This window comes from Streptomyces sp. NPDC001156 (assembly GCF_053598275.1).
In genome coordinates this window covers 160,507-172,181 of sequence record NZ_JBSFJX010000006.1, presented here as the reverse complement: position 1 = coordinate 172,181, position 11,675 = coordinate 160,507, and the positions used below count along the sequence as shown (strand labels likewise).

12 protein-coding genes are annotated in these 11,675 nt (G+C 69.8%); 8 read left to right on the top strand and 4 right to left on the bottom strand.

Features of this window, described 5'->3' with window-relative positions; translation table 11 throughout:
* The 3 genes from ACWDA7_RS05735 to ACWDA7_RS05725 all read left to right on the top strand — a co-directional run.
* The coding region (locus ACWDA7_RS05735) for a GntR family transcriptional regulator (RefSeq protein ID WP_450602915.1) at positions 1-679 on the top strand (679 nt) is incomplete at its 5' end.
* Positions 680-1,211: 532 nt separating this feature from the next.
* Positions 1,212-1,901, top strand: coding sequence for an HAD family hydrolase (locus ACWDA7_RS05730; protein WP_450602914.1), 690 nt, complete (start codon positions 1,212-1,214; stop codon positions 1,899-1,901).
* Positions 1,902-2,399: 498 nt separating this feature from the next.
* A complete protein-coding gene (locus ACWDA7_RS05725) occupies positions 2,400-2,900 on the top strand; it encodes a GNAT family N-acetyltransferase (protein WP_450602913.1) in 501 nt (166 codons plus the stop codon).
* A 330-nt stretch (positions 2,901-3,230) separates the two neighbouring features.
* On the opposite strand, the gene ACWDA7_RS05720 is transcribed toward ACWDA7_RS05725, so the two are convergent.
* From ACWDA7_RS05720 to ACWDA7_RS05705, 4 genes are all read right to left on the bottom strand, one after another.
* Positions 3,231-3,473 carry a hypothetical protein gene (locus tag ACWDA7_RS05720; protein ID WP_450602912.1) on the bottom strand — a complete coding sequence of 81 codons (243 nt, stop codon included), beginning with the start codon at positions 3,471-3,473 and terminating at the stop codon, positions 3,231-3,233.
* A 91-nt stretch (positions 3,474-3,564) separates the two neighbouring features.
* Entirely contained in the window at positions 3,565-5,385 is a 1,821-nt protein-coding gene (locus tag ACWDA7_RS05715; RefSeq protein ID WP_450602911.1) for an FtsX-like permease family protein, read from the bottom strand.
* A gap of 3 nt (positions 5,386-5,388) precedes the next feature.
* Positions 5,389-6,132: an ABC transporter ATP-binding protein gene (locus ACWDA7_RS05710; protein WP_450602910.1), complete on the bottom strand. Its 744-nt coding sequence runs from the start codon at positions 6,130-6,132 to the stop codon at positions 5,389-5,391.
* Positions 6,129-6,659, bottom strand: coding sequence for a PadR family transcriptional regulator (locus ACWDA7_RS05705; protein WP_450602909.1), 531 nt, complete (start codon positions 6,657-6,659; stop codon positions 6,129-6,131). Before ACWDA7_RS05705 ends, ACWDA7_RS05710 begins: the two co-directional genes overlap by 4 nt.
* Positions 6,660-7,030: 371 nt before the next feature.
* Between ACWDA7_RS05705 and ACWDA7_RS05700 the strand changes: the two genes are divergently transcribed.
* The 5 genes from ACWDA7_RS05700 (at position 7,031) to ACWDA7_RS05680 (ending at position 11,648) form a co-directional block, all read left to right on the top strand.
* Complete coding sequence (locus ACWDA7_RS05700; RefSeq protein ID WP_450602908.1) at positions 7,031-8,257, top strand: NAD(P)/FAD-dependent oxidoreductase; 1,227 nt, start codon at positions 7,031-7,033, stop codon at positions 8,255-8,257.
* 250 nt (positions 8,258-8,507) lie between these two features.
* Positions 8,508-8,873, top strand: a complete 366-nt coding sequence (locus ACWDA7_RS05695; protein WP_450602907.1) for an Rv2175c family DNA-binding protein — start codon at positions 8,508-8,510, stop codon at positions 8,871-8,873.
* A 111-nt stretch (positions 8,874-8,984) separates the two neighbouring features.
* The gene (gene thiE, locus ACWDA7_RS05690; protein WP_450602906.1) at positions 8,985-9,635 is read left to right on the top strand and encodes a thiamine phosphate synthase; all 651 of its coding nucleotides are present in this window, start codon (positions 8,985-8,987) and stop codon (positions 9,633-9,635) included.
* A 100-nt stretch (positions 9,636-9,735) separates the two neighbouring features.
* Positions 9,736-10,659 (top strand): methylenetetrahydrofolate reductase [NAD(P)H], encoded by a 924-nt coding sequence (metF, locus tag ACWDA7_RS05685; RefSeq protein WP_450602905.1) that lies wholly within the window; start codon positions 9,736-9,738, stop codon positions 10,657-10,659.
* Positions 10,660-10,715: 56 nt separating this feature from the next.
* Complete coding sequence (locus ACWDA7_RS05680) at positions 10,716-11,648, top strand: SCO2102 family sporulation regulator (RefSeq protein ID WP_450602904.1); 933 nt, start codon at positions 10,716-10,718, stop codon at positions 11,646-11,648.
* The last annotated feature ends 27 nt before the right edge of the window (positions 11,649-11,675 follow it).

Below are 11,675 nucleotides of genomic sequence, written 5' to 3'. Positions count from 1 at the left end.
GTACGGTCCCGGTGACCGGCTTCCGGGAGAGAACGACCTGATGGCCGAGTACGACGTGGCCCGCATGACGGCCCGCCAGGCCCTGGGCGTACTCAGGGACGAAGGCGTCGCCGAAGCACGCAAGGGCGCCGGCGTGTTCGTACGAGACTTCCGACCCCTACGACGCCGGGGCATCCAGCGACTGTCACAAGAACAGTGGGGAAGTGGCCGCTCTATCTGGTCTGCCGACACCGAGAGCCGCGCACTCGTTGTGGACCAGGTGACGGTGTCCGAGGAGGCCGCTCCCGAGCGCGTCAGCCTGGTCCTCGACCTAGCCGAGGAAGACAGCGTCTGCGTGAGGCGCCGGCGGTTCGTCCTGGACGGGAAGCCCGTCCTGCTCGCGACGAGCTACCTGCCCACGTCGGTGGTCGCAGGGTCCGCAATCACCCAGGAGGACACAGGTCCCGGCGGAACGTACGCACGGCTTGCCGAACTCGGCTACAAGCCAGTGCACTTCCGTGAGGAGATCCGCTCACGCATGCCCTCGAAGCATGAGGCGGCGCAGTTGAGCATCTCCGCGGGCACACCTGTCATCCTCATCTGCCGCACCGCATTCGCGGACGAAGGCCGCCCCGTCGAGATCAACGAGATGACGCTCGATGCCGCCTCCTACATCCTGGAGTACGACTTCGACGCGTGACCCCGCGCAAGCTGTTACAGGTTTCTCTACCTCATCAAGCGCCCGTCGTCGCTTCGCTCCTCTGGGCGGGCGCGGGCGGCCGGCGGCGCCCGCGCTCATGTCTCCGCCCCGCTCGGCACCGCCGGCCGCCCGCTCCCGCCCACGAGGCAGGCACACCGTGCATGAGGTCAGAACGCGTCGTGGCTGGGGCGGTCGGCTCCGCGACTTTAGCCAGCCACTTTGGCGCGAGCCTCGAAGATCATGGCCCCAACGTCGTGCTTTACCGGGCAGGTCCACAGACTGCCCGACGCGCCGGAAGCTTACGGGGCCATGATCACTCGCGCCAAAGCAGCTCCCGGCCAAAGTCGCTACGCCGACCGCGTGCCCAACTGACCGCCGTTGATGGCGATTCTTGAAATCGACCAGGTCGGCTCTTGTTCCTCAGCTGATTCGGGATTCAAGGATCTGAGGGCGTTGATGGATCGCTCGGGTTGAGAATCTTGGTCGGTCGTGGGCTTGCGGGCCATTCGCCGGCGCGGCCAGGATCGGCGGCATGATCAAGGGTGTGATGTTCGACTTCTCTGGGACCCTGTTCCGGATCGAATCGACCGCGCAGTGGCTGCGTGCGGTGGTAGCGGATGCGGGTCTGGCCGTGCCCGAGGGTGAACTCGATGCGTGCGCTGGCAGGCTGGAAGAGTTCGGGGCTCAACCGGGAGGGGTGCCTCCGTGCCGAGTGCCCACCCATCTGGAGGAGCTGTGGCGGGGGCGTGATCTGACCGCTGAACGACACCGGGCCGCCTTCACGGCCCTCACTCGGGAGGCGGGGTGGCCGTCGGCTGACCTGGCTGAGGCCCTGTATGACCGTTCACAGGTGTCCGAGGCTTGGCATCCGTATCCCGACGCCGAGGAAACCCTCCGTGCCCTGCGCGGGCGAGGCATCCCGGTTGCTGTCGTCAGCAATATCGGCTGGGACATGCGCCCTGTCTTCCGCGACCACGGTGTCGACGACCTCGTGGACGCCTACTTCCTCTCTTTCGAGTGCAGGGTGGAGAAGCCCGATCCCCGGATCTTCCAGATGGCGTGCGACAAGCTCGCAGTGGCGCCCGGCGATGCACTCATGGTGGGAGACGATCGCGTTGCGGACGTGGGTGCTGCCGCGCTGGGGTGCCGGGTTCACCTGGTCGATCCCGTGCCCGTCGACCAGCGTCCGGGCGCACTGACCGAGGTGCTCCAACTCCTTTGACGCGGTTGGGCCGGAGCGGCCTTTGGCGGCAGTCTGACGGCAACGACAACGGACGTCAGCGTACGCAGTGGTATGTCACGGGGTGTCGACGTCTGTCGTTGTCTGGCCGGATCATGATCCTGGCCGCACGATCGACTCGCCTGAAAAGCCGAAAGTCGGCTGTGCCCTGCGTGCCCGTTGCGTGCCCGATCCGGCGGGACGCAGCGGGGGCTCACGGGGAACAGCGGCGCCGATCGCGTTCCGACCCAGGTCAGTGCCTTGCCAGGTCAGCCGCGATCCGCATACGGCGTCTTCCAAACTAGTGCTCCAGGATCCGAGCGCGGCGGCGCTTCACTGGGTCATTAGGACTTCACCGACCACGCGGCTTGCTGGTGGACCCCGTGGAGCGTTGGCCGGGTTAGTCCAGCCGTAGATCGTTATGTGCCCTGGTCTTGGGGGCTCTCCGCCGCTGTCGGAAACTCAGGTGGCCTCAACGCATCATCCGGGTAGAGTCGGGCGGTGCCCGAGCTAAAGCGGCTGCATGCCGACCATGCCCCGGCGGCCCTGGCCTTCGAGCTGGCGAACCGCGCCTACTTCGCTGCCTCGGTCTCCGACCGCGGTGACGAGTTCTTCGACCAGTTCGCCGACCAGTACAGCACCTTGTTGGCTGAGCAAGAGGCCGGCATTAGCGCCTTCTACGTGCTCGTTGCCGAGGATGGCTCGGTTCTGGGCCGGTTCAACCTGTACCGCTTCGGGGACGGCACCGCTGAGCTCGGTTACCGGGTCGCGCAGCACGTCGCCGGCCGCGGCGTGGCGACCGCGGCCGTCCGGGAGCTGTGCCGGCTGGCGGTGGTGCGGCACGGGCTGCGCACACTGCGGGCGGCCACCTCCCGTAACAATGCCGCGTCCCAGAGGGTGCTGACCAAGGCCGGGTTCGTCCCGGTCGGCTCGGCAGACCCGGCCGACCTCGGCGGTAAGCCGGGCACCTGGTATCAGCTCGACCTGGCGCTCCAGCCGTAGACCGTGATCTTGTGGGTGGACCAAGGTCGCCGAGGCGGGCCGTAGGCGTGCCGGAACGAGTAGCGGCGGACTGACGGCCACGCTGGGCCGTGCCACACGCGTGCCAGAACAAGGGGGAACCAGCGGGGAACAACGGGGAGAGGGAGCGATCGCGAAAGAGATCGGCCCCTGACCAAACTTGCTGGTCAGGGGCCGACACTCCCTAGTGTGGCGGCGCCAGGATTCGAACCTGGGAAGGCTGAGCCGGCAGATTTACAGTCTCATCGCCGCACGGGCGTCGTCTCGCTGTCCGCGCCGGTTGTCATTGAGTGACCGTGAGTCCCCGCCTCTCTAGTCGTCGGCGTAGACCCACTCACTGATCTCCCAGGATGTAGTCGCACTCGTGCGGTGGGCAGCGAAGCCGGGTGGCATCGTGACCAGCTCGGCGAGTGACGGGTCCAAGGCCAAGACGTGGTGCAGGCGTTGGACCGTCGACCCGCCGTCTTCGTTCGGGTCGTGGACATCGTCACAGACCAACCAGTCGTCTTCCTCATCGTAGATCACGGTCAGCGCGGGCAACTGAGCCTCTGACAAGCAGCGTTCTGGGCGATGGCGCTATGGCTTCCCGCGTTTGAGCTGATCGTTGCCCGCCGCCATCCCCGGTTGGCTTCGCCGTGGTGGCCTCTTATGCCGATTCCGCGCTCAGTGTCTCGGCTACCGGTCTGCGTGCACCCAGACGGGCAGGTAGCGCGGTGAGTGCGGCAACGGTGGGTGCGGTCACGACAGCGGTGGCCACCAACGTCCAGATTGGTGGATAGGTCATGGTGCCGCCGTGGCGGACGGCCGCGAACAGGCCGATCCCGACCGGAATGCCGAGCGTCGCGCCGAGCAGTGCGGGCAGCACCTGCGCCGCAGAAAGGCCGGCACTGACCTGGCGCGGCGTCGCGCCCAGGGCGCGCGTCAGCGCCGAGATGTGCCGGGCGTCCAGCACCGTGGCCCAGGTGATGAAGATGGCGTTGACCGCGGCCAGCACCACCATGGTCACCGTCAGCGCCAGGAGGACCTTGGCCAGTCGGTCGACCTGTGGGTTGCCCAGCCCGGCTGCCTGGACCTGGGCGCTCGTCTGCGCTCGCGAGGTGAGGACGGCGACCAGCCCGGCGATCGTGACCATGACGCTGGCGATGCTGAGCAGCGTGCGGCGGGGCCGGCGCGCGGCCAGTCGGAAGCCGATGAGCAGGGTCACCGGCAACCGGGCCGACAGCGTAATCAGCACGGCCGCGCGCCGTGGCGGCCGTGCGGCGTCGGTCAGGGCCCGTACCGTGCTGGTGCGCGCTGCGCGCAACGTCGGCACGAAGGTCGCTGCCGCAGCGACCGCCACGGCCGTGAAGACCACCTTGGTGACGGTGCCGGCCGTGATCGAGGGGGCCTGGGCGGTGCCGAGCAGCCCCGCGCCGGGGCCGGTGAAAAGCGGGGCCGCCAGTCGGCCGCCGATCAGCCCGAGTCCTGCTGCCACCAGCGCCAGGAACACGTATTCCACCAGCAGGGTCATGGCGATGAGACCGGGTGTGGCGCCAGCCGCCTTGAGCAGCCCGACCCGTCGGATCTGGTCGGCCATGCGACCGCCGACCAGCACGGCGACGCTGGCCACGGCCAGCAGGCCCAGCAGCCAGCTGCCGATGGCCAGGTCCCGCTGCTCCATCTCGATGACCTTGCCGTCCTGCCAACTGATGGTATGCCAGGTGTTCATGAATGGCCCCGTCGTGGTGTCCGGGGCGAGGTTGTGGGCCGTCATGAACTGCTGGGCCGCGTCGGGATCGGACAGTTTGAGGTTCAGTAGGTAGGACAGTCGGTGCTCGGTGGTGGCCAGGCTCCGGGTGGCTGTGTCGGTGGCCCACAGCAGGCCGGTCCGGTCGCCCTGGGCACGAGTTGTGGCGGGCTCGCACCCGATCGTGCACACCTGCGGGAAGGGCGGCACCGCCGCGGTCACCGCGATGCCGACGACGTGGAAGGGTCGCCCGTCGAGGCTGAGCGTGGCACCGACGCGAATGCCGAGGGCGTCGGCGAAGCTGCGCTCGACCACGACGGTGCCGTCGCCGGTCAGCCAGCCCCCGTTGGTGACGTGCGGCTGGTCGACCGGGACCGTCCGGGTGGCGCGGCCCATCACCTGGGCGGAGGCCGTGTGGCTGTCGGCTTGCAGGTGGGGCACCCAGACGGCCGGGAACGGCCCGCTGTGGGCGGTGACGCCGGAGGTGGAGACCAGCTGTGTCAATGTCTTCGGGGCCGGTCCGGCATTCCGGGCCGGTGGGTAGGCCAGTGCCACGATGTCCGGGCCGTGGGTCGCCGCGCGGGTCTGCTGGTAGGGCTGGTCGGTGACGTCGCCGAGGATGAGCCCGAGCGTCAGTGTGGTCATCGCGGCGGTGAACGCGAGCAGCAACAGCAGCGCTTCCGTTCGGCGGCGACGCAGGTCGCGGGCCGCGAGCCGGGCGAGAAGCCGTAGGCGTCCCATGGCTCAGCCCTCCAGGTCGACGAGTGCGCCGAGATCGCGCGGGCCGTCCGCCAGTCGGGTCTCGCCGACCAGCATGCCGTCGCGCATGCTGAGGATGCGGCCCGCGGTGGCGGCGACCCGCTGGTCGTGGGTGACGATGATCAGGGTCTGCCCGGCCGTGTGCAGGGCCTCGAACAGTCGCAGCACGTCGAGGGTGGCCTCGCTGTCCAGGTTGCCGGTGGGCTCGTCGGCGAGCACGATCACCGGCTCGTTGATCAGTGCCCGGGCCACCGCCACCCGCTGGCGCTGACCACCAGACAGCTGGCTGGGCAGGTGCCGGGCCCGCTCGGCCAGGCCCACCTGCTCCAGCAGTGTGCTGGCGCGCTTGCGGGCCAAGCGGGCCGAGCAGCCAGCGAGCAGCGCGGGCAGCTCGACGTTCTCGACCGCGGTGAGTTCGTCCACCAGGTGGAACGCCTGAAACATGAAGCCGATACAGGTGCGGCGCAGCCGGGCAAGTGAGCGTTCCGGCATCTGGTCGATGCGCTGGCCAGCTAGCGTGATCTGGCCGGAATCGGGCCGGTCCAGGCCGCCCAGTAGGTGGAGCAGCGTGGACTTGCCGCAACCGCTGGGTCCCGTGACGGCGACCGTCTCTCCTGGGGCGATGTCGAGGTCGATGCCGTCGACGGCCCTGACCAGACCCTCGTCGGCGCCGTACCGCTTCTCCAGCCCGCGGACCCGCATAACCACGGGCCTGCCGCCGTCTTTCATCGGGTGTCCCCCCTCTTTTCCGTCCACGTCCGTTCGCAGGCGTCCAGCCAGTGCAGATCCGCTTGCAGCCGCAGCACGATGCCCTCCAGCAGCAGCGCCGACTCCGAGCCCTCCGCCAGTTCCATCGCCGCGCGCTGGGCGTCTCTTAGGAGCTGGAGCAGCTCGGCACGTTGGGCGTCCACGAGGGCGACGGGGTCGGCTAGGCCCGCGGCGGCCGCGGCGAAGAGTTTCAGGTGGAATTCGGCCAGGTCCGGCTTGGGCCAGGTGACCGCGCCGACCCAGGCGGCCACCCGCTGATGGCCGGCCGAGGTCAGGGCGTAGACCTTGCGCTCCGGCCGGTCCGGAAGCCCGGCAGCCTGCTCCGACCGTGCCAGGCCCGCCTTCTCCAGCCGGGTCAGCGCCACATAGATCTGGCCGGCGTTCATCGACTCCCCGAGCGGGCCCAGGAGGTCACGCAGGCGGCCGCGCAGCTCGTAGCCGTGGGACGGCTCCTTCGCCAGCATCGCCAGTACTACTTCTTGCCGCACGGCACCCCCAGATAACGGCTAGCCATATAGATAGCCGTTATCCATCGAGAGGTCAATGCCAAGGGCCAGGGCCGACGGCGCTCCGCCACGGTGGCGCGCAGGTGGATCATTCCCCGCTGGCGGGTTAGGGGGCCTTGTCCGCTACCCGAGTAGTACGAGCGTCACGGGCCCGGAACGGCGCGGCCCGGACGCTTTGTCCGGGCCTCTGGTCTCGTGCTTTTCGGGTGCGGGCTGGGCCGTCTGTGGGCCGTCCGAGGGTGGCTGGCGACGACAGGTAACGACAGACGACGAGCCAGACGACGCTGGTCACGCGGGTATGGCGTAACACCTTTCCGGGTAGGCGTTACCTCTCACGAGACTATGGTGATCAGGTGAGCGAGCAGACGCAGGCACGGGACGATGGGGCGCGGCGCGTCGTCGTCGTGGGCGCGGGCATGGCCGGGGTGCAGACCGCGGTCGCCCTGCGGGAGCAGGGCTTCACGGGCGGTGTGACGCTGATCGGCGCGGAGCCGCACCAGCCGTACGACAGGCCGCCGCTGTCCAAGGCGGTGCTGCTCGGCAGGGCCGAGGGCTCCGCCTTCGACGTCGACTTCGAGGCCCTCGACATCGAACTCCGGCTGGGCTGCGAGGTGGTCGGGCTGCGCCCCGGCGACCACGAGCTGGACACCGCCGAGGGGCCCGTCGGCTATGACGTCCTGGTGCTCGCGGCCGGCGCCGAACCGATCCAGCTGCCGGGTGCCGAGGGCGCGCCCGGGGTGCACCTGCTGCGCACGCTGGACGACGCCGAGCGGCTGCGCCCTGTCCTCGCCCAGCAGCACGACGTCGTGGTCGTGGGCGCGGGCTGGATCGGTGCCGAATTCGCCACCGCGGCGCGCGAGGCGGGCTGCGCGGTGACCGTGGTGGAGGCCGCCGACCGGCCGTTGGCCGGAGCGCTGCCCGAAGAAGTGGCCGCGCCGATGACCGCCTGGTACGCGGACAGCGGCGCGCAGCTGCGCACACACGCGCGCGTGGAGCGCGTCGAGCCGGGGGCCGTGGTGCTCGACGACGGCTCGCGGGTGCCCGCCGGCGCGGTGGTCGTAGGCATCGGGGCGCGCCCGGCCACGGCCTGGCTCGCCGGCTCGGGCATCGCCCTGGGCGTCCACGGAGAGGTGCTGGCCGACGAACACCTGCGCACCTCGCTGCCGGACGTGTACGCGGTCGGCGACTGCGCGTCGTTCCCGTCCGGCCGCTATGAGGAGCGCCTGCTGGTCCATCACTGGGACAACGCCCTCCAGGGTCCCCGCACGGTGGCCGCGAACATCATCGGCCATACCCCGGTGGCGTACGACCCGGTGCCCTACTTCTGGTCGGAGCAGTTCGGCCGCTTCGTCCAGTACGTGGGTCACCACGCGGGCGCCGACACGACGGTGTGGCGCGGTGACCCGGAGGGCGCCGCCTGGTCGGTGTGCTGGCTGCGCTCGGACCGCCTGGTGGCGCTCCTGGCGGTGGGCCGCCCCCGGGACCTGGCCCAGGGCCGCCGCCTGATCGAATCGGGCACCCCCATGGACCCGGACCTGTTGTCGGACCCGTCCCGCCCGCTGAAAGAGGCGACGGCCTGACCACCGGTTCCGGGGGCCTGGGGCCGGTGTGCCGTACGGCTGTGCACGGCCGCGAGCCGGTGTCGCTGCCAGGGGACCGCACGGCTCCGCAAGTCGCCGTCGGCGCCCGTCACGGTGCTGCCGTGCGTTTGACCACACGGTCCGGAGGTGGCCCGTACCGGCGACACCGCATCCGCCGCCGGAGGCAACCGGACCTCCTCCGGAGGTGCCCCGCTTCCGACTGTCGGTCCGGGATGGCACGCTTGATCCCGTGACCGAGATTGACGCAAACATCGATGCTCTCGTCCCTGCCTGGCTCACCCTGCCCGACATCGCCGAAGCGCTGGACGTCGAGGTGACCCGCGTGCGGCAGCTGGTCAAGGAGGGCCAGCTCATCGCCGTCCGCCGAGGTGAGAACCGCGCGCTGCACGTCCCCGCCGCCTTCATCGACGGGGACAAGGTCGTCAAGGGCCTGTCCGGCACCTTGACGCTCCTGCGGGACGACGGCTTCACGGACGAAGAGATGATCGAGTGGCTCTTCACCCCTGACCCGACCCTGCCTGGCACCCCCGCGCAGGCTCTCGGCGAGAATCGGGGTACGGAGGTGAAGCGCCGCGCTCAGGCGCTCGCCGTCTGATCCGATCTGAGAACAACCGTCCGGCGTACGGGCCGCGGTCCACCGGCCACGGCCCTGGGCGATCGCGCGCCGCCGCGGCCCGTACGCCACCGACCACGGGGGGGACCCATCGTGCCCGACACCGCCCGCACCGCCCGGCTCGCCGACGCCCGTGTCTACCTGTGCACGGACGCCCGCAAGCGTCAGGGCGACCTCGCGGAGTTCCTCGACGCGGTCCTCAGCGGCGGCGTGGACATCGTGCAGCTGCGCGACAAGGGCATGGAAGCGGCCGAGGAACTGGCGCACCTCGAAGTCTTCGCCGACGCCTGCGCCCGCCACGGCAAGCTGCTGGCGGTCAACGACCGCGCGGACGTCGCCCATGCCGCAGCCTCCGACGTCCTGCACCTCGGCCAGGGCGACCTTCCCGTGCCGGCAGCCCGCGCCGTCCTCGGCGACGACGTTCTCATAGGCCGCTCCACGCACTCCGAGGCGGAGGCGGAGGCCGCCGCGGTGCAGGAGGGCGTCGATTACTTCTGCACCGGCCCCTGCTGGCCCACTCCGACCAAGCCCGGCCGCCCCGCCCCCGGTCTCGGCCTGGTCCGTCACACCGCCGCCCTGGGCAGCGACCGCCCCTGGTTCGCCATCGGCGGCATCGACCTCGGGAACCTGGACGAGGTGCTGGAGGCCGGTGCCCGCCGGGTCGTCGTCGTGCGCGCGATCACGGAGGCGGACGACCCGGGTGCCGCGGCAGCGGAGTTCGCCAAGCGGCTGCGCGCCGCCTAACCGAACGGAGGCTGTCCGACAGGTGGACAACAAGTCGACAATTCGGGCAATATTCCGGCTTTCGGTTGGGCGACCGCCGCCCCCTGGTTAACCTGCGACTATGGCCCTTGGAACCGCATCCACCAGGACTGATCGCGCACGGACCGTGCGCGACATCCTCGCCGCCGGCAAGACGACGTACTCGTTCGAGTTCTCGGCGCCGAAGACCCCCAAGGGCGAGCGGAACTTGTGGAGCGCGCTGAGGAGGGTCGAAGCCGTCGCCCCGGACTTCGTCTCCGTGACGTACGGAGCAGGTGGTTCCACCCGTGCGGGCACGGTGCGGGAGACCCAGCAGATCGTCGCCGACACGACGCTCACTCCAGTCGCCCATCTCACCGCGGTCAACCACTCCGTCGCGGAGCTGCGCAACATCATCGGCCAGTACGCGGACGCCGGGATCCGCAACATGCTCGCCGTCCGCGGCGACCCGCCCGGCGACCCGATGGGCGACTGGGTCGCGCACCCCAAGGGTCTGACCTACGCGGCCGAACTCGTCCGGCTCATCAAGGAGTCGGGCGACTTCTGCGTGGGCGTCGCCGCGTTCCCCGAGATGCACCCGCGCTCCGAGGACTGGGAGACGGACGTCACGCACTTCGTCGACAAGTGCCGGGCCGGCGCCGACTACGCAATCACACAGATGTTCTTCCAGCCGGAGGCGTATCTGCGCCTGCGCGACCGCGTCGCCGCGGCCGGCTGCGCGACCCCGGTCATTCCCGAGGTCATGCCGGTCACCAGCGTTCGGATGCTGGAGCGGCTGCCTCAGCTGAGCAACGCCGGGATCCCCTCCGGACTGAAAGAACGGATCCTCACAGCGGAAGAGGATCCGGCGGCGGTACGCTCGATCGGGATCGAGTTCGCCACCGAGTTCTGTTCGAGGCTGCTGGCCGAGGGGGTCCCCGGACTGCACTTCATTACACTCAACAACTCCACGGCGACGCTGGAAATCTACGAAAATCTAGGTCTGCACCATCCGCAGCGGGCCTAGACCGGCCGCACCGCCATACGACACACTGCGTAGCGGCCACTGGGAGAGGGGCGTACATGGGCTGGACGGTCCTCTATATCGCGTTCGGCATCGTCGCGTTGTGGCTGCTCGGCGAGGTGCTGCTGCAGTACAAGGCACGCCTGCGCTGGCGGCTGCTCGCCTTCGCCGGCTTCCTAGGCGTCGTGTTCGGCGTGCTGATCCCCTCCGTGGTGGTCATCGGAGTGGGTGCGGCCGCGTTCGCGGTCGGACAGACCTACGTCACACTGTCGTTCCGCCGCGGGTTCGCCGCGGGCTGGGCGGTCGGCAACCGTTCCCGCGAGGACGGCGACGGCAAGCGCCGCCGGGGCGAGGGCGCCCACCAGGACCCGGAGCTGGAGCCGGAGGACGGCGACCTCGAGACGACGGGTGCTGGAACGTACCACCAGGGTGGGGCGTACGACGACGACCACGACAACGTCTTCTCCGGGCTGCAGCCCATGGAGAGCGCGGCCGAGTCGACCGCCGTGTACGAGCCGCAGCCCATGCCCGAGGACACCGGTTCCTACGGCGTCTACACCCACGAGACGTATGCGGCCGCGGCCGACGCGTCCTACGCCGGTGCCGGTCAGCCCCAGGACCAGCAGGCCTACGCGTACGACAGCTACGCCGGATACGGCCAGCAGCAGTACGGCTACGACAATGGCCAGCAGCAGTACGCCGCCTACACCGACCCCTACCAGGGCACGCAGGCCTACGGCGGCTCGTACGACCAGTCCTACGGCGGGCAGCAGCAGTACGGTCAACAGGCCTACGGCCAGGACCAGTACGCCACCGGTACCTACGGCGAGACCCCGGCCGGCGGTGTCTGGGTCCCCCAACAGCGCACCACGGAGGACGGGTACGGCGGTGAGCTCCCGCCGGAGCAGCAGTACCCCTACCAGGGTCAGGCCAACCAGACCACCCACGGGCACGGGCACGGTCACGGCTTCGACGAGCAGTACCGCTTCTGAGCGACCGCGGTCGAGGTCACCGGCGCG